The sequence below is a fragment of the Brevundimonas sp. ZS04 genome, from assembly GCF_001956865.1.
Classification (GTDB): domain Bacteria; phylum Pseudomonadota; class Alphaproteobacteria; order Caulobacterales; family Caulobacteraceae; genus Brevundimonas; species Brevundimonas diminuta.
Genome location: NZ_MTHE01000001.1, coordinates 23940 through 41716 on the forward strand (window position 1 = coordinate 23940; position 17777 = coordinate 41716).

A 17777-nucleotide genomic window follows, 5' to 3' on the forward strand; every position below is an offset into this window, starting at 1 on the left:
AAGGAGCGTCATGACGACCGGGTTGCAGATTGGCGATGTGAAGATCGCGGGGCGGGTGCTGATGGCGCCCATGACCGGGATCACGGACCTGCCGTTCCGTGTGCTGGCGTCAAAGCTGGGCGCCGCCTATGTGGCGACGGAGATGGTGGCCGCGGCCGAACTGGCGCGGGCCCGTCCCGACGTTGTGCGTCGCGCCGCCGTGGGCGGGGGGCTGCCTTTGACCGTGATCCAGCTGGTCGGGGGCGATCCGGCCGCCATGGCTGAGGGCGCGCGCATGGCCGAGGCGGCGGGCGCCGACCTCATCGATTTGAATTTCGGCTGTCCGGCCAAGGAAGTCACCGGCGCCGCCTGCGGCTCGGCCTTGATGCGCACGCCTGATCAGGCGGCGCGGATCATGGAGGCGGTCGTCGGCGCCGTCAGCCGCCCAGTCAGCGTCAAGATGCGGCTGGGCTGGGACGAGAACAGCCACAACGCCGCCGATCTGGCGCGCCGGGCCGAGGCGCTGGGCGTCGCCGCCGTCACCGTGCATGGCCGCACGCGCAAGCAGTTCTACACAGGCGTCGCCGACTGGGACGCTGTGGCCGAGGTCAAGCAGGCGGTCGCCATCCCGGTCATCGTCAACGGCGACATCATCACCGCCGAACAGGCGCGTGAGGCGTTGGAGCGTTCGGGCGCCGACGCCCTGATGCTGGGACGCGGGGTCTATGGACGGCCTTGGTTGGCGGCGCATCTGGAGCGCGCTCTGATTGACGGGACACAGCTTCAGGAGCCGTATCGCGAAGAGCGTCTGGCCATCGTCATCGAGCATCTGCGGGCGTCCGCCGCCTTCTACGGCCTGCCCCTGGGGCTAAAAATGTTCCGCAAACACCTGGGCTGGTACATCGAACAGGCGCCCTGGCCTGCCGATCCGCTGGAACGCCGCGCCGCCAAGGCCCGCCTATGTCGCCTGGAGACCCCCGAAGAGGTCGAGACTGCCCTGACCGACTTATGGCTAGGCGTGACGCATTTGAGCAACTTCGATGTTGAAAACAGGACACAGGTGTTCGAAGCTGTGGCCTGATGTCGGACATGCCCGTTTCCACGGCTGAGCAACAGACTCCAGAGCGTTCGTTCTGGGGCCGTCTCGCCGATGGTCGCGCCCGGGCCCTGTTCGGAACCGCCTACGCCATCGCCTTTCTGATCACCGCCGCCGCCATCTGGCTGGTGGCGATCGCGCCGGGCGCTACGGCGGGCGGCGATGCGCGCACGGCGGCCAGCCAGATCGTGCTGTTCATTCTTCTGGCCAATCTGATCCTGATCGCGGGCCTGGCGGCGGTGATCGGCGGACGAGTGCTGCGCCTGACGCGCAATCGGAATGATCCGGGCGCGCGCCTGCACCTGCGCTTCGTCACGCTTTTCTCGCTCGTCTCCGTCGTGCCGGCCGTGCTGATCGCCCTGGTGTTCGGCCTGCTGGTCAACCGAGGAGTGGATCAGTGGTTCAGCACCAATGTCCGTTCGGCGGTCGAGAATGGAGCCGAGATCGGCCGCGCCTATGTCGCCGACGTAGGCGCCGGGCTGGAGGTCGATCTGGAGACGATGGCGACTGAACTGGGCGGAGTACGCGACCTGTTCGACAATCGGATCCAGTTCTCGCGCGCCCTGTCTCAGATCGGCGATTTCTTCGGCTATCCGGCGCTCTACATTCTGGATGACGAGGGGCGCGTTCTCGCCAGCGGCGAACAGCCGGGCGCGCCGCCCTATGTCGCGCCGCCGCGTGAGGCTTTCGAAACCGTGGCCGGCGGCGAGGTGGCCCCGACGACGGTGACGGAAAACCCCGACATGGTTCGGGCGCTATATCCCTTGCCGGATTACGGCCACGCCTATCTCTATGTCGTGAGACCGCTGGCGCCGGGCCTGATCCAGCGCATGCGCAACGGCGAGGAATCCATCACCGCCTATCGCGCCGCCGAGGAAAGCCGTGCGCGCATCCAGGCGGCCTTTGCGCTTAGCTATCTGGAGACGGCCCTGCTGGTGCTAGTGGGCGCGGTCTGGTTGGCCATGTCGGCGGCCAGTTCGATCTCGGCGCCGATCGGGCGCCTGGTGAAGGCGGCGGACCAGGTGGCTGGGGGCGATCTGGACGCGCGGGTCGACAACGCCGGAGCGCCGTCCGAAATCATCGTCCTGTCCGAGGCCTTCAATCGGATGACCGAGGACATCAAGACCCAGCAGGCTGCGTTGAAGACCGCCTCGGACGAGGCGCAGGGCCGCAGTTTGTTCATCGAAACCGTTCTGTCAGGCGTTAGCGCGGGCGTGATCGGTCTGGACCGGATGCGTCGCATCTCGGCAATCAACGACAGCGCCAGTCAGTTGCTGGGTCTCGACCCGGAACAGGTGCAGGGCCTTCGTCTGGCCGATGTGGCGCCGGAACTGGGCGAACTGTCCGAGCGTGGCGAGGCCCATATCGAAGAAGACATAGACGTCAGCCGCGACGGCGAGGCCCTGCGTTTGCGGGTCCGCATCGAGGGCGGGCAGGGCGGCGAGATGGTGCTGACCTTCGACGACATCACCCGTCTGGTCACGGCTCAGCGCAACGCTGCCTGGCGCGACGTGGCGCGCCGCATCGCCCATGAGATCAAGAACCCTCTGACGCCGATCCAGTTGTCGGCCGAACGCCTGCGTCGCCGCTATCGCGAGCGCGTGGGCGATGACGTCGAGGTGTTCGATCGCTGCACTGAGACCATCATTCGTCAGGTAGGTGACATCGGTCGAATGGTGGACGAGTTCTCTTCTTTCGCCCGTATGCCCGCCCCACGCTTCTCGATGGAGAACCCGGCTGAAATGCTGCGCGAGGCGGTGTTCGCCCAGCGTGTGGCCGTGCCTGATATCGGGGTGGATCTGGTGGAGCCGCTGCCCAGCGTCGTACTGCAATGTGACGGCCGCATGGTGGGGCAGGCCCTGGCCAATATCCTGAAGAATGCGGGCGAGGCCGTCGGCGCCAAGCGGGCGCGCGATCCCGTCGCTGAAGAGGCGCTGGGCATCATCGCCAGGCTCGACATTGAGGATGAGCGCGCCGTCTTCACCATAGAGGACGACGGCGTCGGCCTGCCGGCCAAGGATCGCGACCGGCTGACTGAGCCCTATGTCACCACGCGTGAGAAGGGCACAGGCCTGGGCTTGGCCATCGTCAAGCGCATCTGCGAGGACCACGGCGGCGAGTTGCGGCTGGCCGACGCAGAAACACTATCGGGCGCGCGCGTATGCCTGATCTTCCCACTGACCCAGAACCATAAGTCCGCTCATCGCGCTTCCGGCGCGGCGAGCGTGGCGAGTTAAGCGAGGCGTCATGCGTAATACTGGTGCTGATATTCTGGTCGTTGACGACGAAGCGGACATCCGCGAACTGGTCTCGGGCCTGCTTGAGGACGAGGGCCATTCGGTCCGCACGGCGGCCAATTCGGACGAGGCGCTGGCCGCCATCCGGGCGCGCAAGCCGTCCCTGGCGGTGCTCGACATCTGGATGCAGGGCGGCGGCCTGGACGGGCTGGAACTGCTCGATGTCGTGCGCGAGCTGGATCAAGACCTGCCGGTCGTCATGATCTCGGGCCACGGCAACATCGAAACCGCCGTCAGCGCCCTGAAGCGCGGCGCCTATGACTTCATCGAAAAGCCGTTCAAGTCCGACCGGCTGGTCGTGGTGGTGGAGCGCGCCCTGGAGGCGGCCGCCCTGAAGCGTGAAAACCGGCGCCTGCGCGCCCAGACGCTGACGCCCAGCGGATTGATCGGCAAGTCCGTCGCCGCTCAGACTCTGCGCAGCACCATTTCCAAGGTCGCGCCGGCCAACAGCCGCATCCTGATCTCAGGCCCGCCGGGTTCCGGCAAGGAACTGGCGGCGCGCCAAATTCATGAGGCGAGCCCGCGTGCTAAAGCCGAGTTCGTCGCCATTTCCGCCGCCGGGATGGCGCCCGAACGCCTGGATGTCGAACTGTTCGGGGAGGAAGGCGTCGATGGTCGGCCGCGCAAGATCGGCGTTTTCGAGCAAGCTCATAACGGCACCCTGTTCCTGGATGACGTCGCTGACATGCCGCGCGAAAGTCAGAGTCGCATCCTGCGCGTCCTGGTCGAGCAACGCTTCCGTCGGGTCGGCGGCGAACAGGACGTTCAGGTCGATGTGCGGGTCATCAGCTCGACCTCGCGCGATCTGCGCATCGAGATCGGCGAGGGGCGCTTCCGCGAAGATCTCTTCCACCGCCTGAACGTGGTGCCGATCCGGGTGCCGCCGCTGTCGGAACGTCGCGAGGATATCGCCGAGTTGGTGGAGTATTTCGTAGAGAGTCTTTCGGCCTCTCAAGGGCTGCCGCATCGACGCATCGCCGACGACGCCCTGGCTGTGCTTCAGGTCCATCCCTGGCCGGGCAATGTGCGCCAGTTGCGCAACAACATCGAACGCCTGCTGATCCTGGCGACCGGCGGTCCGGACGAGCCGATCACGGCGGACATGTTGCCGCAGGAGGTGGCGTCGTCCGCCAGCCCGACATCCTTGGGCGCCGACCGGATCATCGCCCTGCCGTTGCGTGAGGCGCGCGAAGTGTTCGAGCGGGAGTATCTGTCGGCTCAGATCATGCGATTCGGCGGAAATATCTCGCGTACGGCCGCCTTCATCGGCATGGAAAGATCTGCGTTGCATCGCAAGCTTAAGTCGCTGGGCGTGTCGCCCGCACGCGGCGGAGACGAAGAAGGAGAGGGCGCCTGATGTCCAGGGTCGCCTATGTAAACGGCATCTATCAGCCGCACGGTCAGGCCGTGGTCCATATCGAGGATCGCGGGTTCCAGTTCGCCGACGGCGTCTATGAGGTCTGGTCGGTCTTCGACGGCAAGCTGGCTGATTATCAGGGCCATCTGAGCCGCTTGGCCCGCAGCCTGACTGAACTGCGGATCGACATTCCCATGTCGGCCGAGGCTCTGGGCATCGTGCTGCGTGAGACGATCCGCCGGAACCGGGTGCGCAACGGCATCGTCTACATCCAGATCACGCGCGGCACCGCGCCGCGCGACCACGCCTTCCCCAAAGACGTGGCGCCCAGCGTCATCATCACCGCCAAGTCGATCGACCTGAAGAAAGGCGAGGCTCTGGCCGCCAAGGGCGCAGCCGGCGTCACGCATCCGGACATGCGCTGGGGCCGTTGCGACATCAAAACTGTGGGCTTGCTGCCCAACGCCCTGGCCAAGCAGGCGGCGCGCGAGCACGGCGCCTATGAGGCCATCCTATTCGATGAAATGGGCATGGTGACGGAGGGCTCCTCGACCAACGCCTGGATCATCGATGAGAACGGCAAGCTGCGGACCCGCGACACCCAGGCCAACATCCTGCGCGGCATCACGCGCGCGGCGATCCTGAAGCTGGTCGAGGCCGAGGGGATTGAGCTGGAAGAGCGCGCCTTCAGCGTCGAGGAAGCCAAGCGCGCCCGCGAAGTCTTCGTCACGGCGGCCAGCTCCTTCGTCATGCCGATCACATCGCTGGACGGAACCCGCATCGGCGACGGCAAACCCGGCCTGGTGGCGACCCGCCTGCGCGAGATTTATCTGGAACAGGCGCGCCGCGAAGCCATTTAAGGCGTTGCCGCATCGGCGGGGGCGTGGCTAAGGTCGCGGATGCGGGCGACGCGCCCGCTTCGCGGCCATTCCGCCGCCTATTAAAAAGACCAAGAACAGGATCAACCTGCCATGTCGCAAGACAAACGACAGAACCTCCAGGACACCTTCCTGAACAGCGTCCGCAAGACGAAGACCCCGCTGACCATCTTCCTGGTGAACGGCGTCAAGCTTCAGGGCATCGTCACCTGGTTCGACAACTTCTGTGTGCTGCTGCGTCGCGATGGCCAATCGCAGCTGGTCTACAAGCACGCCATCTCGACCATCATGCCGTCCGCGCCCGTGCAGTTGTACGAGCCCGACGCCGAAGAAGACTGATTGACCTCCAAACTCATTGACCACGCCGTCCCGCTGATCCGGGCCGTCGTCATCCACCCTGACCGCCGCGGCGACAATGCGCGCCACGCGACCGAACGCCTGGAAGAGGCCGTGGGCCTGGCCCAGGCGCTGGACCTCGACGTGCGGGCGCAGGAGATCGTGCGTCTGCGCTCCGTCACGCCCGCCACCCTGATCGGGCGGGGCAAGCTGGAAGAGATTTCAGCCCTGATCCTGGCCGCCGACGCTGAAGCGGTCGTGGTCGACGATCAGCTGACGCCGGTGCAGCAACGCAACCTGGAACGTTTCTGGGACATCAAGGTCATCGACCGCACCGGTCTGATCCTGGAGATCTTCGGCCGCCGCGCCCGCACCCGCGAAGGGCGCCTGCAGGTCGAACTGGCGCGGCTGGAATACGAACGCTCTCGCCTGGTTCGCACCTGGACCCACCTGGAGCGCCAGCGCGGCGGCACCGGCGGCACGGGCGGTCCCGGCGAAACCCAGATCGAGCTGGACAGGCGGATGATCGCCGACCGCATCGTTCGCCTGAAGGCGGAACTGGAAGAGGTGCGTCGTACGCGCGGCCTGCACCGCAAGGCGCGCAAACAGGTTCCATTCCCGTCGGTCGCCCTGGTCGGCTACACCAATGCGGGCAAGTCGACGCTGTTCAACCGGCTGACCGGGGCCGAGGTGATGGCCAAGGATCTGCTGTTCGCCACCCTGGACACCACCCAGCGCACCATCCGTCTGCCGCAGGGACGTCCCGCCATCATCGCCGACACCGTGGGCTTCGTCTCGGACCTGCCGCACGAACTGGTCGAGAGCTTCCGCGCCACCCTGGAAGAGGTCGGCGAGGCCGATCTGATCCTGCACGTGCGCGACATCGCCTCGCCCGACAGCGCCGCCCAGGCCAAGGACGTCGAGGCGGTGCTGGAGCAGATTCCGACGCCCGAGGGCAAGACGCGCCGCATCCTCGAAGTCTGGAACAAGATCGACCTGCTGGAGCCCGAAACCCGCGAAGCCGTGGTCGGCCAGGCCGAACGCCTGGCGCGCGAAGGACAGGCCGTGGCCGTCTCCGCCTGGACCGGCGAGGGGATCGAAGCCCTGCGCGAAACCATCGCCGGGCTGATCGACGATGATCCGGAAACCCACCTGACGGTCGAGCCGCATCGCGGCGACCTGCTGGCCTGGCTCTACGCCAACGGCCGGGTGACGGGGCGCGAGACGGATAATGAAGGACGGGTCCACTTGACGGTCCGCCTCCATCCCGCCGCGCTGGGGCGGCTTGAACGGCTGTATCCGGACGTCATCGACTGATCCTGCCATGCATCTGATCGAGACCATCCTCTTCCTGCTGTTGGCCGTGGTGCTGTCGGGATGGGTGGCTCGCATCACGCGCATCGCCCTGCCTCTGGTGCAGATCGCCCTGGGGGCGGGGGTGGTGCTGATCACAGGGCAGTCGGTTGATCTGAAGCCGGATGTCTTCTTCCTGTTATTCCTGCCGCCGCTGCTGTTCGTGGACGGCTGGCGCATCCCCAAGGAAGCCCTGTTTCGGGACAAGGTGGTGATCCTGGAGCTGGCGCTGGGGCTGGTGGTCTTCACCGTCGTCGGCCTGGGCTTCCTGATCCACTGGATGATCCCGGCCATGCCGCTGGCCGTGGCCTTCGCCTTGGCGGCGATCCTGTCGCCTACGGACCCGATCGCGGTGCAGGCCATCGCCGGGCGCGCGCCGATCCCCAAGCGGCTGATGCACATACTGGAAGGCGAGTCGCTGTTGAACGATGCGACGGGCCTGACCTGTATGCGGATCGCCGTTATTGCGGCGACGACCGGCGCCTTTTCCCTGAGCAGCGCTTTCGGAACCTTCGCCTGGCTGGCGCTGGCGGGCGTGGCGGTGGGCATCGCCGTCACCCTGGCCATCGGCCTGGTGAAGGCCTTCATCAGCCGCCGCTGGGGCGAGGACGTCGGCGGCCAGATCCTGATCAGTCTTCTGATGCCGTTCGCGGCCTATCTGGCGGCGGAAGCCGTCCACGCCTCGGGCATTCTGGCGGCGGTGGCCGCCGGCGTGACCATGAGCTTCACTGAGCGCCAGGGTTCAGCGCTAGCCGCCACGCGTATCCGCCGCGCCGTGGTCTGGGATACGGTGCAGTTCGTCGCCAACGGCCTGATCTTCGTCATCCTGGGCGAGCAGATGCCGTCCATCATGGCCCGCGCGGCGGAGGTGATCCGCACCACCCAGCACAGCGAGGTCTGGTGGCTGGCCGTCTATGTCTTCGCCATCGTTGTGGCCCTAGCGGTTCTGCGATTTGTCTGGGTGTGGACGTCGCTGAAGCTGACCCTGTTTCGCCGCAAGGGCCGCAGCGCGCCGCCCAAGGTCGGCTTGAGGCTGGTGGCGGTCATGTCGCTGGCCGGGGTGCGCGGGGCGATCACCCTGGCGGGCATATTGACGCTGCCCTTCTATCTGGCGGACGGCTCGGCCATGCCGGCGCGGAATCTGGCGATCTTCCTGGCGGCGGGAGTGATCATCGTCTCCCTGGTGCTGGCGACAGTCGCCTTGCCGCGTCTGCTGAAGGGCGTGCAGCTTCCGCCCGAGGACGATCATCAAGCCGAAGAAAGCCGGTCCCGCGTCGCCGCCGCCTGGGCCGCCATTCGCGCCATCGAGGACGCTCAGCACGCCATGGCTGAGGGCAAGCTTGACCCTGACTTCTACGCTGAGACGGCGACGCGGGTGATGGAAGTCTATCGCCACCGCATCGACATGCGGGCCAACATGGAGGCTGACGCCGTTGTCCAGGCCCGCCGCGCCGATGAGATCGAACGTCGTCTCCGCCTGATCGGTCTTGTCGCTGAACGTGAGGAACTGGTGCGCCTGGGTCGCCAGCGGCTGATCGATGAAGAGACAGCGCGCAAGCTGATCCGCGAGATCGACCTGCAGGAACTGCGCTACGTCTAGGCGGCGTCTGTGATCCAGGCGGCCAGGTCCGCGTAGCTGTCGAACACTTGATGTGCTCCGGCCAGCTTCAGACGCTCGGGGTGATCGCCGCGAATATGGCCGCCTGCGCACAGGCCGACCACGGTCATGCCCGCCGCCGCGCCCGCCAAGACGCCGGTCGGGCTGTCCTCGATCACCAGAGTGCGTTGCGGCGCCGCCTTCATGGCGTCGGCGGCGTACAGGAACAGGTCGGGATGCGGCTTGCCCCGGCTCACATGAACGGCGGCGCTGAAGATCGGTCCGGCGAAGGCGTCGTGGGCGCCGAAGCAGCGCAGGCCCAACTCGATCCAGTCGGGCGGGCTGGAAGAGGCGATGCAGCGCCGTTCGTCTCGCCCAACCAGGAAGGCGTCGAATCCCGCGACGGCCGTCAGGTCACGTTGGGCGCGATCGTGGCAGCGGCGCGTCCATTCATCCTGCACGCCGAGCGGGCAGGGCGCGCCCAGGCGTTCGGAAATGATCGGCTCGCAGTCCAGCCATCGCTTGCCCAGATAGGTCGCCAGGGCGTCGTCCAGCGTGGTCGGCAGGCCGATTTCGCTGAGCAGTTCGGCCATCACCGCATTGTTCAGAAGCTCGCTGTCGGCGATGACCCCGTCATAGTCGAAGATGATGAGGTCAAACGGCCTCCGGTTCACGCCCGCTCGGCCGCCTTGGCGGCGTCCCACAGGGCGTCCATTTCGGGCAGGTCGGACTGTTCCGGCGTGCGGCCGTCCTTCTTCAGTTCGGCCTCGATGAATTCGAAACGGCGCACGAATTTGGCGTTGGCGGCGCGCAGGGCGTCTTCCGGTTCGACCTCCAGCTTGCGGGCCAGATTGGCGACGACGAACAGCAGGTCTCCCAGTTCCTCGCGCGCCTTCTCCTTGTCGCCGGCGGCGATCTCGACGCGTAGTTCCTCGACCTCTTCGGCCAGCTTATCGAAGACCTCGTCGGTCGAGGGCCAGTCGAAGCCGACGCGGCCTGCGCGCTTGGTCAGCTTGGCCGCGCGGGTCAGCGCGGGCAGGCCGACTGGCACGTCGTCCAGCACGCCATGCTGTTCCTTGGCCTTGCGCTCGGCGGCCTTGATGTCCTCCCAGCGGTCCTTCTGGGCCGGGCCGGTGGCCTTGGCAGCTTCGTCGCCGAAGACATGCGGGTGGCGGCGAACCAGCTTGTCCGCCATGGCCTCGGCCACATCCTCCAGCCGGAAATGCCCCGCCTCTTCAGCCATGCGCGAGTGGAAGACCACCTGGAACAGCAGGTCGCCCAGTTCGATCCTCAACTCGTCCATGTCGCCGCGCTCGATAGCGTCGGCGACCTCATAGGCCTCCTCGATCGTATAGGGAGCGATCGTCTGGAAGGTCTGCTCCACGTCCCAGGGACAGCCGCCGTTCGGATCGCGCAGGCGAACCATGATGTCCTTCAGGCGGTCGACGGGATGGGTCATTCAGGCGTGTCCGGCGTCTCTTTGCGCCAGGGCGGCGCGGATTTCGTCATGCCGCTGCGGCGTCAGGGGATAGCCCTTCAGCACCCCGGCGGTGGCCGCCAATAGCAGGCCCGGCACGGCGATGAACAGGATCTGCAGGACCAGCAGCGAGAACTCGCTGTTCCCCTCCGGCCCCGGCAGGGCCCTGAACCCCACCAGCGGCAGGATGGCGTAGGGGATCAGGGCGAAGACGTGACCCATCTTGGTCGTGGCCGACAGGATGGAGAACATCAGGCCGGTGCGGTCCACGCCCGTCTCCAGCCGCACTTCGTCGCCGGCGTCCGCCATCATGGCGCGCAACAGGAACAAGCCCGCCGCATAGGGCAGGCCGGCGATGAACATGGCGACCGCCGTCAGGGCGAAGTTGCCGCCGGGAACCAGGGTCGCGCCGACGTAGAAGACGGCGAAGATCAGGCTGGCCACGGCCAGGGCGCGATCCTTGCCGATCTTGGTCGCCAGCCAGGCCCAGATGGGCGCCCCGACCAGGCCGGCCATGAAGTAGATCAGCATGAACAGCGACGCCTGGGTGTGGTCGTAGCCCTTGATCTGACCGAAGAAGAAGAACAGCAACGACCCGGTGATGCCCGGCGCGATGCCCAGCAACAGGTCGGCGATCAGCAGCTTGCGCACCGTCTTCATCTTGAACAGGGCCAGGTAGGCGCTCGGCCCGCCGTGCGGTGCGGCGCCCGCGTTGACCGGCTCGGGGACGGCGACCATGGCCAGGCCGATGGTCAGCGGCAGGGCGATGATGATGGCCCAGCCCATGATGCGAACGCCGTCGACGTAGTTTCCCAGGCCCGTCTTCACCACGATGGTCGGCAGGATCAGGATCAGGATCACGCCGATGATGTTGAACACCTGCCACCAGCCGTAGACGCGACTGCGTTGGTCGTACTGCGGCGCCAGCACGGCGGCCCAGCCCAACTGGCTCAGGGTTCCCATCGAAAATCCGAGGTAGAGCACCAGCAGCCAGGCGAACAGATAGACCGGCCCGGCGCCCGGCTGGACCGTCACGAACATCATCAGCGCCGCCAGCATCAGGATCGGCGTCGCCACCGCCATCCACGGGCGATAGCGACCCAGACGCGTGCGCGTCTTGTCCATGCCCCAGCCGATGAAGGGGTCGAACACGATGTCGATCAGCCGCACGGCCATGAAGACGGCGGCCACCATGCCCATCTCCATGCCGACATGGGTGGCGTAGAATTCCGGCAGAGTGACCGGCAGGGCCACGCCAAAGGCCGCCAGCGGCAGGCACGGGCCTGAGAAGGCGGCCAGGATGGCGTTGGATCGGCGCGGCGCGTCGGGCGCGGCGATGGCGGACGAAGGCGCGGCGGTTGCGGTCATGCGGTCACGGCCCGATCACGGCGCGAGTCGGCCGCAACCGTCACCATGCAGGTTTTCGACGCAGGCGCGAAGACCGCGCGGGGGCTTGCGGCGACTCTCATCCTGGGGCCTGCTGCGGCCATGTGGAAAGCGTCCGCCTCTCTCTTCGCCGCCCTGACCGTCGCCGCCTTAGCCGGGCAGGCGCGCGCCGAGGCGCCCGAACCGATTCCGACGGCGCAAATCTGCGACCGGATGCCTGGCGCATGGGACGACACGGCCGAGGCGAACGCCATATCGCTTTACGCCTTGGAGTGGACGCCGTTCGGGCCTTCGGAACTGGGTTGGGAAGCCTATGTGCCGCTGATGCAGCAAGAGGTCGGCTCGCCCTGCGATCCGACGTCAGCGGGCTTCGCCGAGGCCCTGGCGACGTTTCAGGCGCGCTATGGCCTGGCCGCCAGCGGACGGTTCGATCAGGCGACTTTCCAGGTGTTGCGCGGGCTGTGGCAAGAGCGACGGCCCTTCGTCATGGCGCGGGTGAGGGGCGAATGCCCCGATCCGCCGCCTGTCGGCGACCTGGCCTATCTGACGACAGGCGAGGAGCACGCCGAGCGCCTGACGCGCCTGCTGCGTCGCGACGTGCTGGACGCCTATCGCGCCATGGCGGCGGCGGCGCGCGCCGAGGTTCCCGAGATCGCTGCAGAACCGGAGCTGTTGCGCGTCTTCTCCTCCTTCCGCGACCCTGAGGCTGATGCAGCGCGATGCGCCCGCGACGGCAATTGTGACGGCATACGTCGCGCCGCCTGCTCGCCGCACCGCACCGGCACGGCCGTCGACCTGTATGTCGGCCACTTGCAGGGCATGGGGGTCGATTCCACCGACGCCCACAGCCGTCGCCACATGAGCCAGACCCCGACCTATCGCTGGCTGGTCAAGAACGCCGGGCGGTTCGGCTTCGTGCCCTACGTCTATGAGCCCTGGCATTGGGAATGGGTTGGACGATGATCCGGCCGCTGGCCCATGGGGAGGCGGCGCTGGCGCGCGAGGTGTTCGGGCGCGATTTGCGGCTGGACGACATCCGCTTCCTGGGCTCGCCCTGGCCGTTCGACAGGGCGTTCGTACCGGGACGCTGGTTCGGGCGCGACTGGATCGTCTGGCCCAAGGCGACCCTGGCGCCGGATTTGTCGCAGGCGCCGCTGCGGACCCAGGCCGTCTTCATTCACGAACTGGTTCACGTCTGGCAGGCCCAGAACGGCGTCAACCTGCTGACCGGAAAGCTGAAGGCGGGCGACGGGCCGGGCGCCTACGCCTATCCGGTGGATGAACGCTGCGAGTGGATCGGCCTGAACATCGAACAGCAGGCCATGGTGGTTGAGCATCGCTTTCTGCAGTCGAGGGGCGCGCGGGTTCCGGCCGATCCGGCCTTCTATCAGCGCATCTGTCCGATCGGCATGGCGGATTTTTGAAACGAGGCTCTTGTAGAGCTGCATGAGAACCTTAAATCAGACACTGATGCAGTTGCTATATGAGCGTCATATTTCACTCTCCCTGGACCCGTAACGCCCAAGAAGCTGCACGGTTAATATCATGCGCCAGCCAGCACTCTTTTTTGGTCACGGCTCCCCCATGAACGCCTTGGGCGGTCCCTTCGCGGACGCCTGGCGCGCGCTGGGAGAGGAGATCGGCAAGCCGAAAGGCGTCGTCATGGTCTCGGCTCACTGGGAGACGCGCGGGCTGGGCGTGACGGCGCAGACGCGCCCGGAAACCATCCATGATTTCGGGGGCTTTCCACCTGAACTTCACGCCATGCAGTATCCTGCGCCCGGCTCGCCCGCTCTGGCGGACCGGGTGGCGGAGCTGACCGGCGCGGTGCAGACGACGCAGTGGGGACTGGATCACGGAACCTGGTCCGTGCTGGCTCATGTCTGGCCGGACGCTGACGTGCCCGTGGTGCAGTTGTCGCTGGATCGCACCATCGACGCCCGCGCGCATTATGAACTGGCCAAGCGCCTGCGTCCCTTGCGTGAGGAGGGCGTGATCGTCGCCGGTTCGGGAGACTTCGTGCACAATCTGCGGACGTGGAAGCGGGCGGGCGGCGAACCCTATGACTGGGCCGTCGACTTCAATGAGGCGGTCAAGCGCGCCTTCACGGCGGGCGACCATGACGCCCTGATCGACTGGGTGCATCTGGCCGAGCAGGCGCAGCTCAGCGTGCCGACGGACGAACATTATCTGCCGCTGCTCTATGTGGCCGCCCAGCAGGCGCCGGGCGAGCCCTTGAGCTTCTTCAACGACGTGATCGAGGGCGGCTCGATCTCGATGACGGGCGTCCGGATCGGCTGACCGGACGCCGCGCCGCCTATCTTAACGGCGGCCGCCGCGCAGGGCGTTGTCCAGCGACCACGGCCCCGGTCCGGCGAAGACCAGATACAGGAAGACGAAACAGTAGAGCGCCGCCAACTCCCCGCCGTTGTTGATGGGGTAGGGGCTCTGCGGCGCGTGGACCATCCAATAGGCCGCGGCGGTGAAGCCCGACAGGATGAAGGCGGTCGGGCGACTGAACAGGCCCAGCACCAGCAGGACGCCGCCGACCAGTTCGATCGGCCCGGACCAGCCCGCCAGCGTCGACAGGTCGACCACGCCGCCGCGCCCGCCTGGCGGGAAGCCCAGGATCTTCTGCGCGCCGTGCTGGAGCAGCAGCAGGCCGGAGACAATTCTCAGAATGCTGAGAAAATGCGGCTCCCAATTGGCCAGGGATGTCGAACGTCGGGCCATGAAGTCTCCTCGGCCGTAGCGCCCCGCAAGCGGGACCGGACAGCCGAGGTTATGACACTGGCGTCGAACGGCAAGCGCCTTGTCACGCGCGCTTCAGTTCATCCTCAACCATCTTCTGGATGGTCACATAATCGGTCTTGCCGGTGCCCAGGACCGGGATGGTGTCGACCTTGATGATCTTCTTCGGCACGGCCAGCTCGGGCGCGCCGTTGTCGCGGGCCCATTCCGTCAGACGGGCGCTTTCGGCGCCTGCGACGTCTGTAACCAACACCAGGCGTTCGCCCTTCTTGCTGTCGGGCACGGCGACCACGGCGTGGTGGCCGGTCGGCCAGACGCCGCCGGCCATGCCCTCGACTGCTGTCAGGGACACCATCTCGCCGCCGATCTTGGCGAAGCGTTTCGCCCGACCCAAGATGGTGATGTAGCCCTCGGCGTCGATGTCGACGATGTCGCCGGTGTCGTGCCAGCCGTCGGCCAGCGGCTCCAGATTGTCCGGGTCGTTCGGCGAGATGTAGCCTTCCATCACGTTCGGCCCGCGCAGGTAAAGGCGACCGCCGACCTCGATGCCCTCCACCGGTTCGATCCGGTATTCCATGCCCGGCAGAATCTGGCCCACCGTGCCCGGCCGATTGCGGTCAGGATGGTTCACCGCCACCACAGGCGCCGCCTCGGTGGCGCCGTAACCTTCCAGCAGTTCGACGCCGCCGAACTTGGTGTTGAACATCTGGCGCGTTTCGTCGCGGACCTTTTCCGCACCCGCCACGGCGAACTGCAGGGTGGCGAAGTCGCCGGGTTCAGCCACGCGGGCGTATTGGTTCAGGAAGGTGTCGGTCGCGAACAAGATCGACGCCTTCACCTGGGGCAGCAGGTCGGTGATCTGCTTGGCGTGCAGCGGCGAGGGATATTCAAACGCCTTCAGCCCCTGCAGCAGCGGCAGGATGACCCCGCCCGTCAGGCCGAAACAGTGGAAGGTCGGCAGCGGGTTAAACATGACCCAGTCAGGGTCCAGCTCGATGTGGGCGGCCACCTGGCGGGCATTGGCGACCAGGTTCTTCTGGCTCAGCACCACGCCCTTGGGCGCGCCGAAGCTGCCTGAGGTGAACAGGACCACGCCCGCCGAATCCGGGTCGGTCTTCACGCGGAACCGCTTGGGCGCCATGCCGGCGCTGAGGCCGAACAACTTGTCGGCCAGGCCGATGGTCTTGCGGATGTCGTCCAGCCAGACGATCTCGGAAACCTCGCCCAGGGCCTCCATCAGGTCGTCCAGCTTGGCCTGGGTGACGAAGCGCTTGGCCGACAGGATCTTCTTCACGCCCGCCGTTTTCAGCGCCGCCGTCAGATTGGCCTCGCCCGAGGTGAAGTTCAGCATGACCGGCACGCGCCCGAAGGCGTGCAGGGCGAAGAAGGTCACGACCACGCCCGCGCTGGACGGCAGCAGCACGCCGACGCGTTCGCCCGGCTGGGTCAGTTTGGCGATCTTGCGGCCCAGCACGAAGGCGGCGCGGATCAGGCCGGTATAGGTCAGGGGGTGGCGATCCTGGTCCTCCAGAATCTCCTTGTCGCCGTAGCGGGCGCGCGCATCGATCAGCGCGTCGAACAGAGTCTCGTCGTAGACCTTTTGGTCCAGGGCTGCCCGCAGCAAGCACGTCCTCCTTCGGAGAGCTCTGAGGGGGCTCTCTCGGTTACAAGAGGCCGGAACCTAGTGACGTAAGGTCGCCTTGAAAAGATGCGTAACGTCGCGTGATGGCGTTCTGTTCTCGGACTGAAACCGTCTGTGCCTTGCCTTTGTACATCGGAAGGCCGACATAGCCTCAAGAATTGGGCCGCCTTCATAAACAGGAGCCAGACCGCCGGCGATGGTCACGCTGATCGACACCCTGCAGAAGAAGCCGTCCGAGCTTCGTCACCCGGAAAAGCAGAACCGCCCGGAATCGGCGGTGCTGAAGAAGCCTGACTGGCTGCGCGTGAAGGCGCCCGGCTCGGGCCAGTACAACGCGACCAAGGACATCGTGCGCTCCAAGGGGCTGCATACCGTCTGTGAAGAGGCCGCCTGCCCGAACATCGGCGAGTGCTGGAGCCAGAAGCACGCCACCCTGATGATCATGGGCGACACCTGCACGCGGGCCTGCGCCTTCTGCAACGTGAAGACCGGCTTGCCGCAGCCGCTGGATCCGGAAGAGCCGGCCAAGGTCGGTCTGGCCGTGGCCCAGATGGAGCTGAACCACGTCGTCATCACCTCGGTGGACCGCGACGACGTGTCCGACGGCGGCGCCGCCCACTTCGCCGAAGTGGTGCGCCAGATCCGCATTCAGGCGCCCAAAACCACGATCGAAATCCTGACGCCAGACTTTCTGCGCAAGGACGGCGCAGCCGAGGTGATGATCGACGCGACGCCCGACGTCTTCAATCACAACCTCGAGACGGTTCCACGCCTCTATCTGAAGATCCGCCCCGGCGCCCGCTATTTCCACTCCCTGCGCCTGCTGCAGATGGTCAAGGAGCGCGACCCCAACCAGTTCACCAAGTCCGGCATCATGGTCGGCCTGGGCGAGACCAAGGAAGAGGTCATGCAGGTGATGGACGACATGCGCTCCGCCGGCGTCGACTTCATCACCATCGGCCAGTACCTGCAGCCGACGCGCAAGCACGCGGCCATCGACCGCTTCGTCACGCCCGAAGAGTTCAAGGCCTATGAGGCGATCGCGCGGGCCAAGGGCTTCCTGATGGTGTCGTCCTCGCCGTTGACGCGCTCGTCGCACCACGCGGGCGACGACTTCGCCCGGCTGCGGGCGGTGCGCGAGGCCCAGTTGTCGTCCCGGAACGGCCGCTGATCCTTTGGCCGTCCATCGCGTAACGCGCATCCTGCCCTATGCGCCGGAACAACTCGCCGCGCTGGTGGCGGACGTGCGCGCCTATCCCGACTTCGTGCCGTGGATCACGTCCATGCGCGTCTGGAACGTGCGGGACGAGGCGCCGGGCGTTCACCTGCTGGACGCCGAGGCGGGGGTCGGCTTCGCCTTCCTGACCGAGAAGTTCTCGACATGGGTGCGTCACGATGTCCACGCGCCCAAGGTCGAGGTCGGCCTGATCCGCGGCCCGTTCAAGCACCTGAAGAACCGTTGGGAGTTCCATCCGCATCCGCAGGGAACGCGACTGGAATTCTTCATCGATTTCGCCTTCAAATCGCGCATGCTGGACATGATGCTTCAGGCGAACTTCGACCGGGCGGTCGACAAGCTGATCCAGTGTTTCGAGGGCCGGGCCAAGGCCCTCTACGGCAAGAGGTAG

17 protein-coding genes are annotated in these 17777 nt (G+C 66.3%); 12 read left to right on the forward strand and 5 right to left on the reverse strand.

Annotated features, from left to right (window positions below; translation table 11 throughout):
- Nucleotides 1-10: 10 nt before the first annotated feature.
- From dusB to BJP32_RS00160, 7 genes are all read left to right on the forward strand, one after another.
- On the forward strand, nt 11-1060 hold the full coding sequence (dusB, locus tag BJP32_RS00130) for a tRNA dihydrouridine synthase DusB (RefSeq protein ID WP_046653986.1): 1050 nt from the start codon (nt 11-13) through the stop codon (nt 1058-1060).
- Complete coding sequence (locus tag BJP32_RS00135) at nt 1060-3312, forward strand: PAS domain-containing sensor histidine kinase (RefSeq protein WP_076222441.1); 2253 nt, start codon at nt 1060-1062, stop codon at nt 3310-3312. Before dusB ends, BJP32_RS00135 begins: the two co-directional genes overlap by 1 nt.
- A gap of 10 nt (nt 3313-3322) precedes the next feature.
- Nucleotides 3323-4729, forward strand: a complete 1407-nt coding sequence (locus tag BJP32_RS00140) for a sigma-54 dependent transcriptional regulator (protein ID WP_003164859.1) — start codon at nt 3323-3325, stop codon at nt 4727-4729.
- Nucleotides 4729-5589 (forward strand): D-amino-acid transaminase, encoded by an 861-nt coding sequence (locus BJP32_RS00145; RefSeq protein WP_076222442.1) that lies wholly within the window; start codon nt 4729-4731, stop codon nt 5587-5589. The genes BJP32_RS00140 and BJP32_RS00145 overlap by 1 nt, the downstream gene beginning before the upstream one ends.
- Before the next feature lie 111 nt (nt 5590-5700).
- A complete protein-coding gene (hfq, locus tag BJP32_RS00150) occupies nt 5701-5946 on the forward strand; it encodes an RNA chaperone Hfq (protein WP_003164861.1) in 246 nt (81 codons plus the stop codon).
- Nucleotides 5947-7260 carry a GTPase HflX gene (hflX, locus tag BJP32_RS00155; RefSeq protein WP_046653991.1) on the forward strand — a complete coding sequence of 438 codons (1314 nt, stop codon included), beginning with the start codon at nt 5947-5949 and terminating at the stop codon, nt 7258-7260.
- Nucleotides 7261-7267: 7 nt separating this feature from the next.
- The gene (locus BJP32_RS00160) at nt 7268-8896 is read left to right on the forward strand and encodes a Na+/H+ antiporter (protein ID WP_046653992.1); all 1629 of its coding nucleotides are present in this window, start codon (nt 7268-7270) and stop codon (nt 8894-8896) included.
- On the opposite strand, the gene BJP32_RS00165 is transcribed toward BJP32_RS00160, so the two are convergent.
- The 3 genes from BJP32_RS00165 to BJP32_RS00175 are packed head-to-tail and all read right to left on the reverse strand — an operon-like array spanning nt 8893 to nt 11738.
- Nucleotides 8893-9567, reverse strand: coding sequence for an HAD family phosphatase (locus BJP32_RS00165; RefSeq protein ID WP_046654041.1), 675 nt, complete (start codon nt 9565-9567; stop codon nt 8893-8895). The genes BJP32_RS00160 and BJP32_RS00165 overlap by 4 nt on opposite strands.
- Nucleotides 9564-10352, reverse strand: a complete 789-nt coding sequence (gene mazG, locus BJP32_RS00170; protein WP_046653996.1) for a nucleoside triphosphate pyrophosphohydrolase — start codon at nt 10350-10352, stop codon at nt 9564-9566. Before mazG ends, BJP32_RS00165 begins: the two co-directional genes overlap by 4 nt.
- Nucleotides 10353-11738 carry an MFS transporter gene (locus tag BJP32_RS00175; RefSeq protein ID WP_046653997.1) on the reverse strand — a complete coding sequence of 462 codons (1386 nt, stop codon included), beginning with the start codon at nt 11736-11738 and terminating at the stop codon, nt 10353-10355. It abuts the gene before it with no gap.
- 45 nt (nt 11739-11783) lie between these two features.
- Here BJP32_RS00175 and BJP32_RS00180 point away from each other — a divergent pair, with 45 nt between their 5' ends.
- The 3 genes from BJP32_RS00180 (at nt 11784) to ygiD (ending at nt 14057) form a co-directional block, all read left to right on the forward strand.
- On the forward strand, nt 11784-12719 hold the full coding sequence (locus BJP32_RS00180; protein ID WP_233126641.1) for a M15 family metallopeptidase: 936 nt from the start codon (nt 11784-11786) through the stop codon (nt 12717-12719).
- Nucleotides 12716-13180: a hypothetical protein gene (locus tag BJP32_RS00185; RefSeq protein WP_128116106.1), complete on the forward strand. Its 465-nt coding sequence runs from the start codon at nt 12716-12718 to the stop codon at nt 13178-13180. Before BJP32_RS00180 ends, BJP32_RS00185 begins: the two co-directional genes overlap by 4 nt.
- Before the next feature lie 121 nt (nt 13181-13301).
- Nucleotides 13302-14057, forward strand: a complete 756-nt coding sequence (gene ygiD / locus BJP32_RS00190; protein WP_076222443.1) for a 4,5-DOPA dioxygenase extradiol — start codon at nt 13302-13304, stop codon at nt 14055-14057.
- Nucleotides 14058-14078: 21 nt separating this feature from the next.
- Here ygiD and BJP32_RS00195 read toward each other — a convergent pair whose 3' ends face one another.
- Nucleotides 14079-14489 (reverse strand): DoxX family protein, encoded by a 411-nt coding sequence (locus BJP32_RS00195; RefSeq protein ID WP_003164868.1) that lies wholly within the window; start codon nt 14487-14489, stop codon nt 14079-14081.
- An 82-nt stretch (nt 14490-14571) separates the two neighbouring features.
- Nucleotides 14572-16128 (reverse strand): AMP-binding protein, encoded by a 1557-nt coding sequence (locus BJP32_RS00200; RefSeq protein ID WP_369822374.1) that lies wholly within the window; start codon nt 16126-16128, stop codon nt 14572-14574.
- A gap of 217 nt (nt 16129-16345) precedes the next feature.
- On the opposite strand from BJP32_RS00200, the gene lipA reads away from it, so the two are divergent.
- On the forward strand, nt 16346-17320 hold the full coding sequence (gene lipA / locus BJP32_RS00205) for a lipoyl synthase (RefSeq protein ID WP_076222446.1): 975 nt from the start codon (nt 16346-16348) through the stop codon (nt 17318-17320).
- Nucleotides 17321-17324: 4 nt separating this feature from the next.
- Nucleotides 17325-17777, forward strand: a complete 453-nt coding sequence (locus BJP32_RS00210; protein ID WP_003169367.1) for a type II toxin-antitoxin system RatA family toxin — start codon at nt 17325-17327, stop codon at nt 17775-17777.

Excerpts from the sequence above, each read along its gene's own strand:
- lipA (WP_076222446.1), top strand. The coding sequence starts at position 16,346 with ATGGTCACGCTGATCGACACCCTGCAGAAGAAGCCGTCCGAGCTTCGT.
- ygiD (WP_076222443.1), top strand. The coding sequence starts at position 13,302 with ATGCGCCAGCCAGCACTCTTTTTTGGTCACGGCTCCCCCATGAACGCC.
- BJP32_RS00135 (WP_076222441.1), top strand. The coding sequence starts at position 1,060 with ATGTCGGACATGCCCGTTTCCACGGCTGAGCAACAGACTCCAGAGCGT.
- BJP32_RS00175 (WP_046653997.1), bottom strand. The coding sequence starts at position 11,738 with ATGACCGCAACCGCCGCGCCTTCGTCCGCCATCGCCGCGCCCGACGCG.
- BJP32_RS00140 (WP_003164859.1), top strand. The coding sequence starts at position 3,323 with ATGCGTAATACTGGTGCTGATATTCTGGTCGTTGACGACGAAGCGGAC.
- BJP32_RS00160 (WP_046653992.1), top strand. The coding sequence starts at position 7,268 with ATGCATCTGATCGAGACCATCCTCTTCCTGCTGTTGGCCGTGGTGCTG.
- BJP32_RS00195 (WP_003164868.1), bottom strand. The coding sequence starts at position 14,489 with ATGGCCCGACGTTCGACATCCCTGGCCAATTGGGAGCCGCATTTTCTC.
- BJP32_RS00145 (WP_076222442.1), top strand. The coding sequence starts at position 4,729 with ATGTCCAGGGTCGCCTATGTAAACGGCATCTATCAGCCGCACGGTCAG.
- hfq (WP_003164861.1), top strand. The coding sequence starts at position 5,701 with ATGTCGCAAGACAAACGACAGAACCTCCAGGACACCTTCCTGAACAGC.
- mazG (WP_046653996.1), bottom strand. The coding sequence starts at position 10,352 with ATGACCCATCCCGTCGACCGCCTGAAGGACATCATGGTTCGCCTGCGC.
- BJP32_RS00180 (WP_233126641.1), top strand. The coding sequence starts at position 11,784 with ATGCAGGTTTTCGACGCAGGCGCGAAGACCGCGCGGGGGCTTGCGGCG.
- dusB (WP_046653986.1), top strand. The coding sequence starts at position 11 with ATGACGACCGGGTTGCAGATTGGCGATGTGAAGATCGCGGGGCGGGTG.
- BJP32_RS00185 (WP_128116106.1), top strand. The coding sequence starts at position 12,716 with ATGATCCGGCCGCTGGCCCATGGGGAGGCGGCGCTGGCGCGCGAGGTG.